This is a genomic window from Pseudomonas sp. St290 (genome assembly GCF_018325805.1).
In the GTDB taxonomy this organism is placed as follows: Bacteria; Pseudomonadota; Gammaproteobacteria; order Pseudomonadales; family Pseudomonadaceae; genus Aquipseudomonas; species Aquipseudomonas bijieensis.
Map to the genome: position 1 here is coordinate 3,526,880 of NZ_AP014703.1, position 18,218 is coordinate 3,545,097.

General features: G+C 61.9%; 17 protein-coding genes. 7 read left to right on the top strand and 10 right to left on the bottom strand.

Features of this window, described 5'->3' with window-relative positions; genetic code table 11:
- Positions 1 to 16 precede the first annotated feature (16 nt).
- The 7 genes from PBDP_RS15405 (at position 17) to PBDP_RS15435 (ending at position 7,282) form a co-directional block, all read left to right on the top strand.
- A complete protein-coding gene (locus tag PBDP_RS15405) occupies positions 17 to 820 on the top strand; it encodes a putative hydro-lyase (RefSeq protein WP_109754124.1) in 804 nt (267 codons plus the stop codon).
- A 41-nt stretch (positions 821 to 861) separates the two neighbouring features.
- On the top strand, positions 862 to 1,401 hold the full coding sequence (locus PBDP_RS15410) for a hypothetical protein (protein ID WP_212800878.1): 540 nt from the start codon (positions 862 to 864) through the stop codon (positions 1,399 to 1,401).
- Between the two features lie 188 nt (positions 1,402 to 1,589).
- On the top strand, positions 1,590 to 2,525 hold the full coding sequence (locus PBDP_RS15415; protein WP_116832464.1) for a LysR family transcriptional regulator: 936 nt from the start codon (positions 1,590 to 1,592) through the stop codon (positions 2,523 to 2,525).
- Between the two features lie 97 nt (positions 2,526 to 2,622).
- On the top strand, positions 2,623 to 4,002 hold the full coding sequence (locus tag PBDP_RS15420) for a UDP-glucose dehydrogenase family protein (RefSeq protein WP_109754127.1): 1,380 nt from the start codon (positions 2,623 to 2,625) through the stop codon (positions 4,000 to 4,002).
- A 176-nt stretch (positions 4,003 to 4,178) separates the two neighbouring features.
- Positions 4,179 to 4,886: an HPP family protein gene (locus PBDP_RS15425; protein WP_109754128.1), complete on the top strand. Its 708-nt coding sequence runs from the start codon at positions 4,179 to 4,181 to the stop codon at positions 4,884 to 4,886.
- Positions 4,887 to 5,020: 134 nt separating this feature from the next.
- Positions 5,021 to 6,127, top strand: a complete 1,107-nt coding sequence (locus tag PBDP_RS15430; RefSeq protein WP_109754129.1) for an enoyl-CoA hydratase/isomerase family protein — start codon at positions 5,021 to 5,023, stop codon at positions 6,125 to 6,127.
- Positions 6,128 to 6,130: 3 nt separating this feature from the next.
- On the top strand, positions 6,131 to 7,282 hold the full coding sequence (locus tag PBDP_RS15435) for an acyl-CoA dehydrogenase family protein (protein WP_122568594.1): 1,152 nt from the start codon (positions 6,131 to 6,133) through the stop codon (positions 7,280 to 7,282).
- A 126-nt stretch (positions 7,283 to 7,408) separates the two neighbouring features.
- On the opposite strand, the gene PBDP_RS15440 is transcribed toward PBDP_RS15435, so the two are convergent.
- The 10 genes from PBDP_RS15440 to PBDP_RS15485 all read right to left on the bottom strand — a co-directional run bounded on the left by PBDP_RS15440 (position 7,409) and on the right by PBDP_RS15485 (position 18,207).
- Complete coding sequence (locus PBDP_RS15440; protein ID WP_109754131.1) at positions 7,409 to 8,182, bottom strand: enoyl-CoA hydratase; 774 nt, start codon at positions 8,180 to 8,182, stop codon at positions 7,409 to 7,411.
- A gap of 13 nt (positions 8,183 to 8,195) precedes the next feature.
- Positions 8,196 to 9,323, bottom strand: coding sequence for an acyl-CoA dehydrogenase (locus tag PBDP_RS15445; RefSeq protein ID WP_109754132.1), 1,128 nt, complete (start codon positions 9,321 to 9,323; stop codon positions 8,196 to 8,198).
- Between the two features lie 9 nt (positions 9,324 to 9,332).
- Entirely contained in the window at positions 9,333 to 10,523 is a 1,191-nt protein-coding gene (locus PBDP_RS15450) for an acetyl-CoA C-acyltransferase (RefSeq protein ID WP_212800879.1), read from the bottom strand.
- 12 nt (positions 10,524 to 10,535) lie between these two features.
- Complete coding sequence (locus PBDP_RS15455) at positions 10,536 to 11,297, bottom strand: SDR family NAD(P)-dependent oxidoreductase (RefSeq protein ID WP_109754133.1); 762 nt, start codon at positions 11,295 to 11,297, stop codon at positions 10,536 to 10,538.
- 16 nt (positions 11,298 to 11,313) lie between these two features.
- Positions 11,314 to 12,978 carry an AMP-binding protein gene (locus tag PBDP_RS15460; RefSeq protein ID WP_212800880.1) on the bottom strand — a complete coding sequence of 555 codons (1,665 nt, stop codon included), beginning with the start codon at positions 12,976 to 12,978 and terminating at the stop codon, positions 11,314 to 11,316.
- 397 nt (positions 12,979 to 13,375) lie between these two features.
- Positions 13,376 to 14,800: an ArnT family glycosyltransferase gene (locus tag PBDP_RS15465; protein WP_232200858.1), complete on the bottom strand. Its 1,425-nt coding sequence runs from the start codon at positions 14,798 to 14,800 to the stop codon at positions 13,376 to 13,378.
- 100 nt (positions 14,801 to 14,900) lie between these two features.
- A complete protein-coding gene (locus tag PBDP_RS15470) occupies positions 14,901 to 15,194 on the bottom strand; it encodes a lipid-A-disaccharide synthase N-terminal domain-containing protein (RefSeq protein WP_109754136.1) in 294 nt (97 codons plus the stop codon).
- A gap of 1 nt (position 15,195) precedes the next feature.
- Positions 15,196 to 15,939 carry a glycosyltransferase family 2 protein gene (locus tag PBDP_RS15475; RefSeq protein WP_212800882.1) on the bottom strand — a complete coding sequence of 248 codons (744 nt, stop codon included), beginning with the start codon at positions 15,937 to 15,939 and terminating at the stop codon, positions 15,196 to 15,198.
- A 32-nt stretch (positions 15,940 to 15,971) separates the two neighbouring features.
- The gene (locus tag PBDP_RS15480) at positions 15,972 to 16,943 is read right to left on the bottom strand and encodes an NAD-dependent epimerase (protein ID WP_212800883.1); all 972 of its coding nucleotides are present in this window, start codon (positions 16,941 to 16,943) and stop codon (positions 15,972 to 15,974) included.
- Positions 16,944 to 17,190: 247 nt separating this feature from the next.
- The gene (locus PBDP_RS15485; RefSeq protein WP_212800884.1) at positions 17,191 to 18,207 is read right to left on the bottom strand and encodes an AraC family transcriptional regulator; all 1,017 of its coding nucleotides are present in this window, start codon (positions 18,205 to 18,207) and stop codon (positions 17,191 to 17,193) included.
- Positions 18,208 to 18,218 lie beyond the last annotated feature (11 nt).

The window sequence follows — 18,218 nt, forward strand, 5'->3', positions numbered from 1 at the left end:
GCTTGGAGACCCCGTGATGAATCAACCCGCCCTGCCTTTCGAACAACTGCAGCAATGCACGCCCGTCGCCCTGCGCCAGAGCATCGCCGCCGGCCAATACCAGGGCCATACCAGCGGCCTGGGCCAAGGGCGCGTGCAAGCCAATATCGTGATCCTGCCCAGCGACTGGGCCAATGAATTCCTGCGCTACTGCACCCTCAACCGCCAGGCCTGCCCAGTGCTAGACGTGACCGAGCCAGGGGATCCGTTCTTCCGTAACCTGGGCGCCGCCATCGATATCCGCCATGAGGTGCCTCAATACCGGGTCTACCGCCACGGCGAGTTGAGCGAAACGCCGCTGGACATCGCACACCTGTGGCAGGACGACCTGGTGGCCTTCGCCCTCGGTTGCTCATTCTCCTTTGAACAGCCCTTGCTGGAGGCTGGCATCCGTTTGCGGCACATCGAGCTGGGGCGCAATGTCGCGATGTTCCAGACCAACATCGACACCCGTCCCACCGCTCGCCTGTCTGGCAAGATGGTGGTAAGCATGCGGCCGATGAAAGCGGCCGCGGCCATCCAAGCGATCCAGATTACCGGGCGCATGCCCAACGTTCACGGCGCCCCGGTGCACATCGGTGATCCTTCATTGATCGGCATCCGGTCCCTGGACATGCCGGATTATGGCGACGCCGTACCGGTGGAAGCGGACGAAATCCCGGTATTCTGGGCCTGTGGCGTAACGCCCCAATCCGTGGTCCAGGCCTCGCGTCCACCGCTGTGCATCACCCACGCTCCGGGTTGCATGCTGGTGACGGACTTATGGAACAGTGATTTGTAAGCCTCGAACAAAGGCTGTTTTTCAACCTGAAAGGACACGCGATGAACACCGCTCAGCGATCGATTCAACAGTACATCCACGGCAAGGACGGCAACCGCCCTCACCTGCTGGCCCAGGCCTTTACACCGGCGGCTATTCTGGACATGGTCGTGCGCACCGGTTCCATCGCGTTTCCCGCCCACGTCGAAGGCCGTACCGCCATTGGCGACGTGTTGGTCAGTCGCTTTGGCCAGACCTTCGAAAATGTCTACACGTTCTGCCTGGCCGCCCCTCCACCCGCCAACACAGAGGCGTTCGAGTGCAAATGGCTGGTGGCGATGTCAGACAAAAGCAGCGGCGAGGCGCGTGTCGGGTGTGGCCTGTATGACTGGCAGTTCGATCCAGCCTCGAGACTGGCCGAGCGACTGACCATCACCATCGAACACATGAAGACCCTGCCGGCGACCGATCTGCCGATGATCATGGCCTGGGTATCGAAGTTGGACTATCCCTGGTGTAGGCCTGAGGCGGCTATCAATAATGTTCCGGATTTAGCCGAGTTGCGAGAAGTAGTCCTGTACATGGCTAATGCCGAGCAGTGAAGAATAGGAAACCTGCCTAGCCACTGCGCGAGGGGACTTCCCTGTGGGAGCAAAGCTTGCTCGCGATGCACGCACCTCGATTTCCAGGAAGACCGAGTTATCTTCATCGCGGGCAAGCCTTGCTCCCACAAGGTGGGGATACGCCCGTCGCCACTGTTTCTATGCTTCATGACCAAGGAAACGCCCAAGTGAACATCAAGTTTCTCGAAACCTTCGTCTGGGTTGCCCGCCTGAAGAGCTTTCGTCTCACCGCCGAAAAGCTGTTCACCACCCAGGCGTCCATTTCCAGCCGGATCGCGGCCCTGGAGGACGAAATGGGCGTGCGCCTGTTCGTGCGCGATTCCAAAGGCGTATCGCTGACCTCCGAAGGCCAGCGCGTGCTGGAATACGCCGAGCGCATCATGGACACCATGCAAAGCATGAAAGCCGTGATCAAGGATCCACGCCAGGTACGCGGCCGGATCCGCATCGGGGCAATGGATACGGTGATCCACACCTGGCTCAGCCCCTTGGTGACACGCCTGATGGAATACTACCCAGCCCTGGAAATCGAGCTGTCGGCCGACACCGCGAGCAACCTGTGCTCACAATTGGAGAAAGGCTACCAGGACATCATTTTCCAGACCGACATCCTGCGCCTGGACAGCGTGCGCAATACACTGCTGACTCGCTACCCGATGCACTGGGTGGTTCGCACTGGTTCCCCCTATGACCGATCCTATGCGTCGCTGGAGGACTTGTCCCAGGAGCGCATCGTGACGTTCTCGCGCAACTCGCGGCCCCACCAGGACATTCTCAACCTGCTGCATTCAGCCAACATCGTCTCGCCCCGCATCAACTGTGTGAACTCCGCGTCGGCCATCACCCGCCTGGTTCGCGATGGCTTCGGCATCGGTGCCATGCCCGCGGCGTTGGTTGTCGGCGAACTGACCCAAGGCACATTGACCTTGGTGGACGGCGTGCCGCTGCCATCGGTCATGGACATCGTAGCCAGTTGGCGCACCGGTGCCGGAATGGAAAGGGTGGAAGACATTGTCAGCTTGACCCGGGAAGTGGTCGGCGAGTTTGTCGCGCAACTGCCAGCAACGTACCGATTGCCGACACAAGACATCAGCGGACTGTAAGTGAACTGCAATATCCCCGACTTATTCTGAGCCAAACGCACTGCGGCGAACGCTGGTTGTGCATGTCGCCCGCTCGGAATGACCCAGGGAATCCGCCATGAAAATCAGTGTATTCGGAAGTGGCTACGTAGGTTTGGTGCAAGCCGCGGTGTTGGCCGAGGTGGGCCATGACGTGGTGTGCATGGACATCGACGAGCGCAAGGTGGAAAGCCTGCGCCAAGGCCAGGTGAGTATTTTCGAACCCGGTCTCGCCGCGCTGGTGCGTGAAGGCCTGGAGGCCGGACGCTTGCACTTCACCTGTGACGAACAACTCGCCGTGCAGCACGGCCAAGTGCTGTTCATCGCCGTGGGCACACCATCCCGGGACGATGGCAGCGCTGACCTGGCCCAGGTCCTGGCCGTCGGCGAGGCCATCGCCCGCTACCGCGAGCTGCCGGTCATTGTGGTGGAGAAGTCCACCGTGCCGGTGGGCACTGGCGATGTTCTGCGGGCGCACATCGACAAATGCCTGCTCAAGGCCAGTCGCCTGCTGCAGTTCGATATCGTCTCCAACCCCGAATTCCTCAAGGAAGGCTCGGCGGTCGCCGATTGCCGTCGTCCGGACCGCATCGTGATCGGCTGCGAGCGCGATGAAGTGCGCGAAACCATGCGCGACCTGTACGCCCCGTTCAACCGCAATCACGACCGGGTCCTGTTCATGGACCTGCGCAGCGCCGAACTGACCAAATACGCCGCCAACGGCATGCTGGCGACCAAGATCAGCTTCATCAACCAGATCGCCGAACTGGCCGAACACTTGGGGGCCGACATCGAATCCGTGCGCCTGGGCATCGGCGCCGACTCGCGCATCGGCTATCACTTCATTTACCCGGGATGCGGCTACGGCGGCTCATGCTTTCCCAAGGACATGCGTGCCCTGATCCACACCGCCGAGCAGGCCCACTGCTCCAGCGACCTGTTGCAAGCGGTGGAAGCCATCAATGGACGGCAGAAACACAAGCTGTTCGAGCGGATCAACGCGTTTTACCAGGGCGATCTGCGCGGCAAGACCTTCGCGCTGTGGGGCTTGGCGTTCAAGCCCAACACCGACGATATGCGCGATGCACCGAGCCGCACCCTGCTGGAATCGCTTTGGGCCGCAGGTGCCAGCGTCCGCGCATTCGACCCGGAAGCCATGCAGCAGACGCAATTGCTCTACCCCGACGAGCCCCGACTCATGCTGATGGGTACGCCGGAATCGGTGTTGCCGGGGGCCGACGCGCTGGTCATCTGCACCGAATGGCAGCCCTTCAAGGCGCCGGATTTCAACCTGATCCAGCAACGGCTCAAGGCCCCGGTGATTTTCGACGGTCGCAACCTGTTCGATCCGGAGCGCATGGCCGACAAGGGTTTTACTTATTTCCCGATGGGTCGCGGGCAGTCGCGCAACCTGCCCGTTGCCCAGCAAACATGGTTCCGGCCCTCGAGAAGTGCTTGAGCCTGAGCGATACCTCAAAATTAATGCACTCAATCAGCATTAATATGAATTTGTAACCAAGGGTTGTGAACGGCACACTGTGCAGCGTTCCTCCCCCAACTGTTGGAACATTTAAAGGGCTTTCTGGGACTCACCCGTAAGCCCCTTTTTTTGTTCGTTTTTTGGATTTTCGTTTAATGCTTTCTCGCTGGTTCCCCGCCGCTATCAATACCCGTCCCACCGAATGGAGCCGCGCCGCCATCGGCATGGCGTTGGGGACGATGTTCAGTGTCTGGCTTTGTGGACAGGTATTCGGTCTTGAGGTGGCGCAACACCTGATCGGCCCCCTCGGCGCCTCGGCTGTATTGTTGTTTGCGGTGTCCTCGGGCGCGCTCGCCCAGCCCTGGTCGATTGTCGGCGGCTACCTGTGTGCGTCGGTCGTCGCGCTGCTGGTGGCCCATGTACTGGGCCGCACGCTGGGCAGCGCCTGCCTGGCGGCTGGCATGGCGCTGGTGTTGATGTGCTGGTTGCGCTGCCTGCACCCACCGGCAGGGGCCCTGGCGGCAACGTTGGTGCTGGCCGCCCCGTCCATCATCGCCCTGGACTGGCAGGCCGTAGGCGCGGCCATGCTGGCCGGCTCCGGACTGCTCGCCTTTGCGCTGGCCTACAACAATCTGACCCGGGTGCGCTATCCAAAGCGCGCCAGTGAACCGGTGGCCGTCATACCGGCTGACCACTCTCCCGTCGACCGGCACGCCATCACGGCCGAAGACCTGAAACTGGCCCTGGCGGAAATGGAAGCATTCTTTGACGTCACGCCAGAAGATCTCGAGCAGTTGATCCACGCCAGCGAGCGAAATGCCAAGCGCCGCAGCATCACGGAGGTTCTCTCTGGTCGCGGTTGAGCCTGTGGCTGCTATAAATATGCAGACAGGACCTGCACGTATCCCGGTTGTGCAATGCAAATTTGCACTGGTACGATCCTGAACGGATACGCGCGATACAATTCATAAAGAAGAATAAAAGCAGGGAGTTAGCGATGACTGCTCAGGTTTCATCACAAGCCGCGCAAACCAGCGAAACCGCGGCCTATGAGGTGCTGGTCGACGTTCGCAATCACATTGGGCACTTGACCCTGAATCGCCCCGCCGGCCTCAATGCCCTCACCCTGGGCATGGTGCGCAGCTTGCAGCAACAACTCGATACCTGGGCACTCGACCCGCAGATCCGCGCCGTGGTATTGCGTGGCACCGGTGACAAGGCCTTCTGCGCCGGCGGTGATATCCGCTCGCTGTACGACAGCCACAAGCAGGACGACACCCTGCATGAAGATTTCTTCGTCGAGGAATACGCCCTCGACCTGACGATCCACCACTACCGCAAACCGATCCTCGCCTTGATGGACGGCTTCGTCCTGGGCGGCGGCATGGGCCTGGTACAAGGCGCCGACCTGCGGGTGGTGACCGAACGCAGTCGCCTGGGCATGCCGGAAGTCGCCATCGGGTATTTCCCGGACGTGGGCGGCAGCTATTTCCTGCCGCGCATTCCCGGTGAGCTGGGGATCTACCTGGGGGTCAGCGGCGTGCAGATCCGCGCCGCCGATGCATTGTATTGCGGGTTGGCCGACTGGTACCTCGACAGTCGCAAGCTCAAGCAACTCGACGAACGTCTCGATCGGCTTGAGTGGCACGACACGCCGCTCAAGGACCTGCAAAGCCTGCTGGCCAAGCTCGGCCAGCAACAACTGCCTGCGCCGCCCCTGGCTGACTTGCGGTCGGCCATCGATCATTTCTTTGCCTTGCCCGATGTGCCAAGCATGGTCGAGCAGTTGCGCCAGGTCACTGTCGCCAACAGCCACGAATGGGCGCTGAAGACCGCCGACCTCTTGGACAGCCGTTCTCCCCTGGCCATGGCCGTGACCCTGGAGATGCTGCGGCGCGGTCGGCATTTGAGCCTGGAAGACTGTTTTGCCCTGGAACTGCATCTGGACCGGCAATGGTTCGAACGCGGTGACCTGATCGAAGGCGTGCGCGCCTTGCTGATCGACAAAGACAAGAACCCGCGCTGGAACCCGCCGACCCTGGAGGCGCTGGACGCCAACCACGTGGCGAGTTTCTTCGACGGCTTCGACGACCACGGGAACTGAGCCATGCACGACCTCGAACTGACCGAAGAACAAGTGATGATCCGCGACATGGCCCGGGACTTCGCCCGTGGTGAAATCGCCCCCCATGCCCAGGCGTGGGAAAAGGCCGGCTGGATTGACGACGGCCTGGTGGCGAAGATGGGCGAGCTGGGCCTGTTGGGGATGGTGGTGCCGGAAGAATGGGGCGGCACCTATGTCGATTACGTGGCCTATGCCCTGGCGGTGGAAGAAATCTCCGCGGGCGACGGTGCCACCGGGGCGCTGATGAGCATCCACAACTCGGTAGGTTGCGGGCCGGTCCTGAATTTCGGCACCGATGAACAAAAGCAGACCTGGCTGGCCGAGCTCGCCAGTGGCCAGGCCATCGGCTGCTTCTGCCTGACCGAGCCCCAGGCCGGCTCCGAAGCCCACAACCTGCGCACCCGGGCCGAACTGCGCGATGGCCAGTGGGTCATCAACGGCGCCAAGCAGTTCGTCAGCAACGGTAAACGGGCGAAACTGGCCATCGTGTTTGCCGTGACCGACCCGGAGCTGGGCAAAAAAGGCATTTCGGCGTTCCTGGTGCCCACCGATACACCAGGGTTCATCGTCGATCGCACCGAACACAAGATGGGCATCCGTGCTTCGGACACCTGTGCGGTCACCTTGAGCAACTGCACCGTTCCCGAAGCCAACCTGCTGGGCGCCCGTGGCAAAGGCCTGGCCATCGCCCTGTCCAACCTGGAAGGCGGTCGCATCGGCATCGCGGCGCAAGCCCTGGGCATCGCCCGTGCGGCGTTTGAAGCGGCGCTGGCCTACGCGCGCGATCGCGTGCAGTTCGACAAGCCGATCATCGAGCACCAGAGCATCGCCAACCTGCTGGCCGACATGCACACCCGCATCAACGCCACCCGTCTGCTCATCCTCCACGCCGCCCGCCTGCGCAGCGCCGGCAAACCGTGCCTGTCCGAGGCCTCCCAAGCCAAGCTGTTCGCCTCGGAAATGGCCGAGAAAGTCTGCTCCTCGGCGATACAGATTCACGGTGGTTATGGATATCTCGAGGATTATCCGGTGGAGCGCTACTACCGCGATGCGCGGATTACCCAGATCTATGAAGGGTCGAGCGAAATACAACGGATGGTCATTGCCCGGGAGTTAAAGAACTACCTGGTGTGATGGCTGAAAAAACATCGCGAGCAAGCTCGCTCCCACAGGGCTTTGTGGTGTACACACATGTGGCATACACCTCAGATCCACTGTGGGAGCGAGCCTGCTCGCGATGGCGTCAGTAATGACGCCGCATTACTTATCCTGAAACTCCGCCGCCCGCTTGGCCACGAATGCCGCCATGCCTTCCTTCTGATCCTGTGTCGCAAACGCCGCGTGGAATACCCGGCGCTCGAAGCGCACACCTTCGGACAAGCTGACTTCAAAGGCGCGGTTGACGCTTTCCTTGACCATCATGCTGATGGGCACCGACTTGGAGGCGATCAACGCCGCCGTTTTAAGGGCCTCATCCAGCAGTTCATCAGCCGGCACGATGCGTGCGACGATGCCGCAGCGCTCGGCTTCCACCGCGTCGATGAAGCGCCCGGTCAGGCACATTTCCATGGCCTTGGCCTTGCCCACCGCCCGGGTCAGACGCTGAGTGCCGCCCATGCCCGGCAGCACGCCGAGGTTGACCTCCGGCTGGCCGAACTTGGCATTGTCGCCGGCCAGGATGAAATCACACATCAACGCCAGCTCGCAGCCACCGCCCAAAGCGAAACCGTTCACCGCCGCGATGATCGGCTTGCGCCGGTTAGCCACGCGATCGCTGTCGCTGAACAGGTCGTCCAGGTAGATCTGCGGGTAGGTCAGCTCGGCCATTTCCTTGATGTCAGCACCGGCGGCAAAGGCTTTTTTCGAGCCGGTCAGCACGATGCAGCCAATCTTCGGATCGGCTTCCAGGCTGTCCAGCGCCTGGTTCAGCTCGCTGACGATCTGCGCATTCAAGGCGTTCAAGGCCTGGGGACGGTTGAGGGTGATCAGGCCAACGCGGTCCTTGATCTCCAATAAAATCGTTTCGTAGCTCATGCAGGACTCCTGTTCAAAGATTGCGCGAAATGACCATGCGCTGAATGTCGCTGGTGCCTTCGTAGATCTGGCAGACCCGCACGTCGCGATAGATGCGCTCCAGCGGGAAGTCGTTGAGGTAACCGTAACCGCCCAGGGTCTGCAAGGCCATGGAACAGACCTTTTCAGCCATTTCCGAGGCGAACAGCTTGGCCATGGACGCTTCCACCAACGCCGGCTGGCCGTTGTCCCGCAGCGCGGCGGCGTAATGCACCATTTGCCGGGCCACGGCGATCTGGGTGGCCATGTCGGCCAGACGGAACGCCACGGCCTGGTGCTCGATGATCGGCTTGCCAAAGCTGGCGCGCTCCCGGGCGTAGTCACGGGCCGCCTCGAACGCAGCGCGGGCCATGCCCACCGCTTGCGCGGCGATGCCCACTCGGCCGCCTTCGAGGTTCGCCAGGGCGATCTTGTAGCCCTCACCCTCCTCCCCCAGGCGATTAGCCAGTGGCACCTTCACATCCTCAAAGAGGATCTGGCAAGTGTCGGACGCGTGCTGGCCGAGTTTGTCTTCGACCCGCGCCACGCTGTAGCCCGGCGAATCGGTCGGGACGATGAACGCACTGATACCACGCTTGCCGGCACTCGGATCGGTCACCGCGAACACAATCACCAGCCCGGCGTTCTGCCCCGACGTGATGAACTGCTTGCAGCCATTGAGCACGTAATGATCGCCCTCCAGCCGCGCCCGAGTCTTGAGGCTGCTGGCGTCCGAACCGGCCTGGGGCTCGGTCAGGGCAAAGGCGCCGAGCATCGCGCCACTGGCCAGGGGCGTGAGGAATTTCGCCTTCTGCTCATCGCTGCCGAACTTGAGGATCGGCACGCAGCCCACCGAGTTATGCACGCTCATGATGGTCGAGCACGCGCCGTCGCCGGCGGCGATTTCCTCCAGGGTCATGGCATAGGCCAGGTAACCGGTGTCACAACCGCCCCACTGCTCCGGCACCAGCATGCCGAAAAAGCCCAGTTCGGCCATGTCACCGATGGCTTCCCTGGGGAAACGGTGCTCACGGTCCCATTCAGCGGCGAACGGTTTCAAGCGCTCCTGGGCGAATTGCCGGGCCATGTCACGGATTTGCGTCTGTTCTTCAGTCGGGAGCATGGTGATTCCTTAGTACAGGCATTCGACAGCCATGGCCGTGGCTTCGCCGCCGCCGATGCAGATCGCCGCAACGCCGCGCTTCAGGCCTTTCTGGCGCAGGGCTGACAACAGGGTTACCAGGATCCGCGCGCCAGACGCGCCAATCGGGTGGCCCAGCGCACAGGCGCCGCCATGGACGTTGACCTTGTCATGGGCAATTTCCAACTTGCTCATGGTCACCAGGCCCACCACGGCAAAGGCTTCGTTGACTTCGAACAGATCGACTTGATCCAGCGACCAGCCGGTCTTTTGCATCAGTCTCTTCACGGCACCGATCGGCGCGGAGGGGAACAGACTCGGTGTATCGGCAAACGCCGCATGGCCGTGAATAACCGCCAGAGGCTTGAGGCCACGCTGGACCGCCTGGCTCTGGCGCATCAGCACCAGGGCTGCGGCGCCATCGGAAATCGAACTGGCGTTGGCCGCCGTCACCGTGCCGCCCTCGCGGAATGCCGGTTTGAGTGAGGCGATCTTGTCGATCCGCGCCTTGGGCGGCTGCTCGTCGTGGCGCACGGTCACTTGTTCCTTGCCGACCATGACCTGCAACGGCACGATCTCGGCGTCGAAGCTGCCGTCCTTGATCGCCTGCTGGGCGCGGGTAGTTGAGGCGATAGCGAAGGCATCCTGGGCCTCGCGACTGAAGCCATTGGCCTCGGCGCAATCTTCGGCGAAGGTGCCCATCAGCCGACCTTTGTCGTAGGCGTCTTCCAGGCCGTCGAGGAACATATGGTCAAGCACCCGGCCATGGCCCATGCGGTAACCGCCGCGGGCCCGATCGAGCAGGTACGGCGCGTTGGACATGCTTTCCATCCCGCCAGCCACCACCACCTCGGCACTGCCGGCGATGAGCATGTCATGGGCAAGGATCGTCGCTTCCATGCCCGAACCGCACATTTTGTTGAGCGTGGTGCAGCGGGTCGACTTGTCGAGCCCGGCGCCCAGCGCAGCCTGACGCGCCGGTGCCTGGCCCTGGCCGGCGGCGAGCACGCAACCGAACAGCACTTCTTCAACGGCGCCCGGCGCGATGCCGGCCCGTTCTACCGCCGCCTTGATCGCAGCAGCCCCCAGTTGCGGGGCCGTGAGGCTTTTCAATTCACCTTGAAAGCCGCCCATGGGGGTGCGGACGGCGCTGACGATGACAATAGGATCGTTGGACATCATGAATCCTCCTGATTATTTGGCAGCCATACGCAAGGCACCGTCGAGACGGATCACCTCGCCGTTGAGCATGCTGTTCTCAATGATATGCCTGACCAGCGCCGCGTACTCGGCGGGTTTGCCCAGGCGCGGTGGAAATGGCACGCCGGCGGCCAGGGAATCGCGTACTTCCGGGGTCATGCCGGCCATCATCGGGGTTTCGAAAATGCCCGGCGCGATAGTCATCACCCGGATACCGAAGCGCGCCAGTTCCCGGGCGGCCGGCAGGGTCAGGCTGGCAATGGCGCCCTTGGACGCCGAATAGGCTGCCTGGCCGATCTGGCCGTCGAAGGCTGCCACCGAAGCGGTGTTGATGATCACGCCGCGCTCGCCGTCGGTATCGGCCTCGGTTTCGCTGATCGCGGCAGCTGCCAGGCGCAGCAGGTTGAAGCTGCCGATCAGGTTGACGTTGATCACCTGGCTGAAGCTCGCCAGCGCGTGGGGGCCGTTCTTGCCGAGGATCTTCTCGCCGCGCACGATGCCGGCGCAGTTCACCAGGCCATTGAGGCCCCCGAAGGCATCCACCGTAGCCTTGACCGCCGCTTCAGCCGCGGCTTCGTTACTGATGTCGGCCACCACGCTCTGGCAGCCCAGTTTCTGCGCCTGGGCAGCCACGGCTTCGGCGTTCAGGTCCACCAGCATCACTTTGGCGCCGGCCCTGACCAGCATCTCACCAGTGGCCGCGCCGAGGCCGGAAGCACCGCCGCTGACGAGGAAAATCTTGTTGTCGATCTGCATCATGGTTTCCTTGGGTTCAAGCTGAAACGTTAGGCGCCGCGGCTTCTTGGGCCTTGGCGATCTCCTGGTTGCGCAAGATAAAGCGCTGCAACTTGCCGCTTGGGGTTTTCGGCAAATCGCTGACAAATTCGATTTCACGGGGATAGGCATGGGCCGCCAGGCGTTTGCGCACATGCTGGCGCAATTCTTCGGCCAATTCTGGCGCGGCGCGGTATTGGGCGCTGAGCACCACGAAAGCCTTCACCAACTCAGTGCGTTCCGGATCAGGTTTGCCGATCACGGCCGCTTCCACCACCGCCGGGTGTTCGATCAGCGCGCTCTCCACGTCGAACGGGCCGACCCGGTAGCCGGAGGTGGTGATCACGTCGTCGCTGCGGCCGACGAAGCTGATGCTGCCGTCCGGGTTCAGTTCCACGGTGTCGCCACTCAGGTAATAGTCACCAACGAAAGCCTTGGTCGGCCCGCCTTCGTAACCGGCAAACCAGCACATCGGCGACTGGCTGCGATCGACGGCAAGGATCCCGGGCTGGCCGATGCCCAGCTCGCGATGGTTTTCATCCAGCACCACGATCCGGTGGCCAGGCGAGGCGAAACCGGCCGCGCCCAGGTGCACCGGGTGTTCCAGGCCGTGGTGGTTGCACAGCACCATACCCAGTTCGGTCTGGCCGTAATGGTCGTGGATCACCACGTTCAGGTTGTCGGCGAACCAACGGATCACCTCCGGGTTCAACGGCTCGCCGGCGCTGCTGACGATGCGCAGCTTGCCCTTGATCGACCGGGCGAACTGCTCGCCACCGGCAATCAGCAGGCGATAGGCCGTGGGCGAGCCGGTCAGGTTGGTGATGCCGTATTTGTTGATGACTCGGCAGGTGCTTTCCAGGGTGAACGGGCCATCGTAGAACGTGATGGGGTGCCCTATCGCCAGCGGCCCGGTCACGCCAAAATAAATGCCGTAGGCCCAGCCTGGGTCGGCGACGTTCCAAAAAGCGTCTTCAGGGCGCAGGTCCACCGCGTCTCGGGTGTAGCTCTGGAACGCGACAATGGCCTTGAGCGGTACCGACAGCGCCTTGGCGGGCCCCGTGGTGCCGGAGGTGAACATCAGCAGGAACGGGTCTTCACCAGTGAGCATCACGGGTTCGCACTGGTCGGAATGGTTTGCCACTTCGGCCCAGAAACTGTAGTCGCCTCGTACGATACCCTGGCCTTTTTCGCCACCGACCGTGACCACGGTGGGGCAGCCGGCGACTTCGTTGAGCTTGGGACGGTTGACCGCATCGGTGACGACCACCCGCGCGCCCGAGCTGCCGAGGCGGTGCTCGATGGCCTTGGGCCCGAACGCGGTGAACAGCGGTTGATACACCGCCCCGATGCGCCAGGTGGCGAGCACCACGATCAAGAGTTCAGCGGTGCGTGGCAGCAGGCCGGCCACTTTGTCGCCCTTGCCCACACCTTGGGCCAGGAGGAAATTGGCGAACCGCGCGGCGCGGTCCCGCAAGTCGCGGTAAGTCCAAGTCGCGTCGCTGCCGTCGCGGCCCTCCCAGAACAGGGCAATGCGCCCTGGCAACGCGTGCCGGTCACAACACTCGACACAGGCATTGAGTGCCTCGAGCGAGCCGTGCAGCGCGGCGTTGACGGTGTTCAGGTAATCGAACTGCGACGTGGCGGACGAATAATCGCGCATGAGCAGAATCCCTCTGTATTTTTTATTGGTTGGGGGAACCGTAGACAGCAGGGAAATACTCGCGCCGGAGGGCGTTGGGGGCAATGGTCAAAGCCATCAAGTTGCTTGACTGGTTTGGCCATGGTTCGAGGGATGTGTTGCCCGTAAGGCCGTCATCGCGAGCAAGCTCGCTCCCACAGGGAATTTGAGGTGGGCCCCGATTTGGCGAGCCCCCAACCATTCATGTGGGAGCGAGCCTGCTCGCGATAGCGGTGGTTCAGCTACATCGTGATCGGCTGTCAGGACGTCTTCGCGAGCAGGCTCGCTCCCACAGGTGATTAGTGGTGAGCCTGGATTTTGTGACCGTCCAAGCCCCCGTATGGGAGCGAGCCTGCTCGCGATGACGATGGTTCAGCCGCTACAAGGGCTGCTTCCAGGCAAATGAATAAACCTTCTCCGGCGCCGGGGGCTGGCAGCGCTGGTTATCCGCATCAGCCCCCACCAGGAACCACTCGGCCCTTGAAGTACCGCCAACCCTGCGCGCTTTTTGCGGGTCATAGCAGCGGGCCAGGTCCCGCGCGGGCACCAAGGCGAAGGCCTGCGGGTGGCTGCGTAGCCAGGTGACGGATCGTTCCAGAGACCGGCTGTCATGGAAACCAAAATGCACGATGGGTTGCTGGGCGAACAGCCAATGCCCCTCACGCCACCCCACGAGCACCAATTCGGCATTCGAAGTCAGCCCCGCGACATCACGCATCAGGCTTTCATGGGGGTTGATACCTTCCCTGTGGGGCTCGATGAAACCGCGCACAAACCAGGCGCACAGCCACACTGCCGTCAATGTGGCGAATACCACCCTGCCCCTCGGCCTTGAGCCAAACCAGCGGCGTAGCATCCACGGCACCAGCGGCGCCACCAGCAGGATCAAGGCCGGCAACGCGGGAAAGATATACAGCTTGCGCTTGCCGCTGCTCAGGCTGAAGAACAACAGCACCAGGACCACCCAACCCAGCAGCACCAACACGCGACCGTCGTGCTTGAGCAACTGCTTGCGCCAGGCCGGCACCAGCCAGGGGAGCATGAAGAATATCGGCAACCAGTACTTCGGAATCACCTGGACGAAGAAATACCAGAAGGGTTCGCGGTGTTCCCAGGCATTGGCATAGCGCCCAGCCGTCTGCTTCAGCAGGATTTCCTGGGCGTACGCCAGGCTGTCGGGGCTGCCCTGCCACACGATCAGCAGCAAAGGCCCAAGCCATAGCGCGATGGCTGCCAGCGCCACGGCCAGCCCCAACCACCAGGCGCCTGCCTTGCCAGGCATGGACACCACGCCTTTCCAACCCCGGCGCAGCGCATAAGCATAGGGAATCAGCATCAACACCGGCAGAAACCCCACGCCTTTGCTGATGATCCCGAACCCCATCGCCGCACAGGCAACGTAGTACCAGCGCCAGGCCGGGCCGAGCAGTAAATGCCGGCACAGGCCATAGACCCCCAGGATGGTCCAGAGCGCAAGGAAACCGTCGATCTGCCCGGTTCGCAGGATGCTGTAAGTCTGGTAGGTGGCGAGAAACAACAGCGCAGCGATCACCCCCACGCGTCGCCCCCACAAGCGCCGGCCCAGGTCATACAGACACGCAGTGGTGACGGCGCCTGCCAGCAACGCGGGCAAGTACAGGGCGACTTTGGGCAAGTGGGTCAGTTGCACGAACAACGCCACCATCCACATGAACAGCGGCGGTTTGTCGGCGTAGATTTCACCGGCGCGATGGGGAATGAACCATGAACCGTTCTGCAGCATCTCCAGGGCCACACCGAGGAAACGCTCTTCATCAACGTTCATCGGTTGGCGCCAGCCCAGGCCAGCGCCCACCAGGATCAAGGCCAATGCTACAAACGCCAGAAGCTCCAGTCGCGAGGAGGATAACCGTATCCGCACCGTCTCAGCCCTTCTCGGCCAGTTCGCGGTTTTCCTGCTGATGATGCTTGGCGATCAACTGCAAATTGCGCAGGTAAACGATAAAGCCGAAGGACTGACCGACAATGAACACCGGATCTTCACGGTAGATGGCATAGGCCAGCAACAGCGCGCTACCGATGATGCTCAGGTACCAGAAACCAACGGGAATCATGCTGCGCTTCTTGTATTCGCTGTACAGCCATTGCAGGGCAAAACGCCCGGTGAATGCCAATTGCCCTCCGAAGCCAACGGCCAGCCACAACGTTTCTCTGCCCATGTTAAACCTCGGTCTCTTGTGCGTTGATATCCAGGCGGGTGCGTTTTATCAGCCACCACACCCCGAACAGATCGACAATGCCCACCAATGCCCGGTCCAGGTTGCCGTAGTTGGACACCCCGGCCCCGCGTTCACGATGATTCACCGGGTGAACCAGCATCCGGCCGTTGTGACGACGGATCAGTGCCGGAATAAATCGGTGCATGTGGTCGAAATACGGCAAGCGCAGGAACGCTTCGCGCTCTATCAATTTGATGCCGCAACCGGTATCGGGCGTCTGGTCCTTGAGCAGGCTGGCGCGCAGTTTGTTGGCAAATCGCGAGGCCCAACGCTTGCTCGCCGTGTCCCGACGGTTGACCCGATGCCCGGCCACCAACTTGACGCCCGTAGGCGTGCCCTCCGAACCACGCACCAGGTCGAGCATTTTCGGCAGGTCGGCCGGGTCGTTCTGACCATCGCCATCGAGGGTCGCCAACCAGTGCCCACGGGCCACTTCAGCGGCATGGTAGATCGAGGTGCTCTGCCCGAGGGAACGGGCGTGACTGAGCACCCGCAATTGGTGATAGCCGCTGCCTTGCAGCATCCGCAGTTCAACGGCGGTGGCATCAGTGCTGCCGTCGTCGACCACGATGACTTCAAAAGTCTCGTCGACCAGCGCCACACGGACTTCTTCCAACAGTGGAATGAGGTTGCCTGCTTCGTTCTTTGCCGGGATAAGGACCGACACATAAGGAGTTTGGTGCATGACGCTCCAGTCAAAAGCTGAGGAGTGAGGGGTTAAACGCGGTAATACTCGCGGTACCAATCGACAAACGACTGCACACCGACGGGCACCGCGACCTGCGGGCGAAACCCCACGCGTTCTTCCAGCTCGCGGGTGTCCGCCCACGTGTCGACCACGTCGCCCGGTTGCAATGGCAAGAAATTTTTTATCGCAGCGATCCCCAGTGCCTCTTCCAGACACTCGACAAACTGCAAGAGCTTCACTGGCCCGCCGAAGCCGATGTTGTAGACCTTGTTGCACACGCCGGTCTCATTGGCAGGCGGAAGCGCTAACAGCCGCACCAGCGCTTCGACGATGTCGTCGATATAGGTGAAGTCCCGCGACATCGCGCCCTCGTTGTAGAGGTCAATGGCGCGGCCGTTGAGGATGGCGTCGGTGAATTTGAACGGCGCCATGTCGGGCCGTCCCCAAGGTCCATACACGGTAAAGAAACGCAGGCCGGTGGTGGGAATACCGTAGAGATGCGAGTAGGCGTGGGCCATCAGCTCATTGGCACGCTTGGTAGCCGCATAGAAAGACACCGGCTGATCGACCGGGTCGGTCGTGGCATACGGCAGACGGTCGTTCAAGCCATACACCGAGCTGCTCGAGGCGAAAACCAGATGAGCCGGCCGATGGGCGCGGCAGGCCTCCAGCACGTTGAGGAAACCCACCAGGTTGCTTTGGGCATACAGGTCGGGATTATCGATGGAATAGCGCACGCCGGCCTGGGCCGCCAGGTGAACCACGTACTCGAATGGGGTTTGCGCAAACACCTCCAACAGCGCCTGTTTGTCGGCCACGTCCAGCCGCAGGAAGCGGAAGTTGCGGTATTCGGCCAATAACGCCAGCCGTGCCTGCTTCAGCTCGACACTGTAGTAGCTGTTGAGGTTGTCGATGCCGATGACCTGATGGCCCTCGCGGCACAACCGCCTGGCGGTATGAAACCCGATGAACCCTGCGACGCCGGTGACCAGTACTCTCATACGCGGCCCAAAACGGTCACTTGCATACATTACCCTGATAGATGGCCCGGCTTTCCGGCACCTGCACAGGCTTTTATCAAAAAAAAATGACAGTTTTATGAGCAGCCCAACCTGCCAAGCACCCTCTGTGGGAGCGAGCCTGCTCGCGATGGCGATGGGTCAGTTAACACACATGTCGATTGTTAAATGGCTATCGCGAGCAAGCTCGCTGCCACAGGGAAGACTCTTGGTGTCAGATTCAGCGGGATCAATCGGAATCGTTGAGAATCAGGCTGCGATAATGCCCCGGGTTGGACCCGGACCACTTGCGAAACGCCTTGTAGAAGGAGCTGGCATCGGCAAAGCCCAGGCGCGAGGCGATTTCGACGAAACTGATGGAGGGTTCGGCCAGCCAGGTGATCGCCAGGTCCTTGCGCACGCTGTCCTTGAGGCCTTGGTAAGTCTGGCCCTCCTCCGCCAGGCGTCGACGCAGGGTAGACGCGGACACGCACAACTGCTGGGCCAGGGCCTCGGTTTCCGGCCACCGTTCGGCAGGCAACTGCCGCAGGTCGTGCCTGATCCGGCTGGCCAGGCTTTGCGGGTTACGGTATTTGACCAGGATGTTGGCCGGCGCCTGGGCCAGGAAGCGCTTGAGCTCGTCAGCGTTGCGCCTGATCGGCAGGTCGAGGCATTCGGCCGCGAAAATCATCCGGGTTCGGGGCCGGTCGAAGCGCAGGTTCTGGGAGAACATCACCCGATAGTCGTCGCAGAAATCCGGTGCCGAGCAGCGCAATTCGACGGAGAGGATGGGAATGCGCCGCCCGGCCAGCCAACAGGCCACGCCATGGACGATCATCCAGTAGGTGAAGTAGGTAAAAGCCCGGCGCGGTTCCTGATCGTCTTCCAGCAGCACGATCTCCGCCAGGCTTTGCTGGCGCATCCACTGGGCCGGCAGGTTTTCGAGCATCAGCGACAGAAACCCCAGCCCCGCCGTCAAGCCGCTCGCCAGCGAGGGCTGGGCCATGGCGCACTGGCAGAGAAACGCCAGGCTGCCAGACTTGAGCTTGCGCGGGTCCATGCCAAAAAACTCGTCATCCAGGCGTCGGGCGAGCAAACGCCAGAGCCGCGCATAAGCATGGGCCGGAACCCGTGCCTGCGCGTCGTCGAGCAACGCAGGGTTTATGCCGACCTTGCTCAGGACTTCATCGGTGGCCGCTCCGGGAGCGCAGCTTTGCAACAGCGCCTCACGCACCAACTGGATGGAGATGGTGTCTTTTTTCGACATGGCGCGGGCGT

What these genes read in the sequence shown, in the direction of transcription:
- PBDP_RS15405 (WP_109754124.1), top strand. Translation starts at nt 17, where the DNA reads ATGAATCAACCCGCCCTGCCTTTCGAACAACTGCAGCAATGCACGCCC.
- PBDP_RS15410 (WP_212800878.1), top strand. Translation starts at nt 862, where the DNA reads ATGAACACCGCTCAGCGATCGATTCAACAGTACATCCACGGCAAGGAC.
- PBDP_RS15420 (WP_109754127.1), top strand. Translation starts at nt 2,623, where the DNA reads ATGAAAATCAGTGTATTCGGAAGTGGCTACGTAGGTTTGGTGCAAGCC.
- PBDP_RS15425 (WP_109754128.1), top strand. Translation starts at nt 4,179, where the DNA reads ATGCTTTCTCGCTGGTTCCCCGCCGCTATCAATACCCGTCCCACCGAA.
- PBDP_RS15430 (WP_109754129.1), top strand. Translation starts at nt 5,021, where the DNA reads ATGACTGCTCAGGTTTCATCACAAGCCGCGCAAACCAGCGAAACCGCG.
- PBDP_RS15435 (WP_122568594.1), top strand. Translation starts at nt 6,131, where the DNA reads ATGCACGACCTCGAACTGACCGAAGAACAAGTGATGATCCGCGACATG.
- PBDP_RS15440 (WP_109754131.1), bottom strand. Translation starts at nt 8,182, where the DNA reads ATGAGCTACGAAACGATTTTATTGGAGATCAAGGACCGCGTTGGCCTG.
- PBDP_RS15445 (WP_109754132.1), bottom strand. Translation starts at nt 9,323, where the DNA reads ATGCTCCCGACTGAAGAACAGACGCAAATCCGTGACATGGCCCGGCAA.
- PBDP_RS15450 (WP_212800879.1), bottom strand. Translation starts at nt 10,523, where the DNA reads ATGATGTCCAACGATCCTATTGTCATCGTCAGCGCCGTCCGCACCCCC.
- PBDP_RS15455 (WP_109754133.1), bottom strand. Translation starts at nt 11,297, where the DNA reads ATGCAGATCGACAACAAGATTTTCCTCGTCAGCGGCGGTGCTTCCGGC.
- PBDP_RS15460 (WP_212800880.1), bottom strand. Translation starts at nt 12,978, where the DNA reads ATGCGCGATTATTCGTCCGCCACGTCGCAGTTCGATTACCTGAACACC.
- PBDP_RS15465 (WP_232200858.1), bottom strand. Translation starts at nt 14,800, where the DNA reads ATGAACGTTGATGAAGAGCGTTTCCTCGGTGTGGCCCTGGAGATGCTG.
- PBDP_RS15470 (WP_109754136.1), bottom strand. Translation starts at nt 15,194, where the DNA reads ATGGGCAGAGAAACGTTGTGGCTGGCCGTTGGCTTCGGAGGGCAATTG.
- PBDP_RS15475 (WP_212800882.1), bottom strand. Translation starts at nt 15,939, where the DNA reads ATGCACCAAACTCCTTATGTGTCGGTCCTTATCCCGGCAAAGAACGAA.
- PBDP_RS15480 (WP_212800883.1), bottom strand. Translation starts at nt 16,943, where the DNA reads ATGAGAGTACTGGTCACCGGCGTCGCAGGGTTCATCGGGTTTCATACC.
- PBDP_RS15485 (WP_212800884.1), bottom strand. Translation starts at nt 18,207, where the DNA reads ATGTCGAAAAAAGACACCATCTCCATCCAGTTGGTGCGTGAGGCGCTG.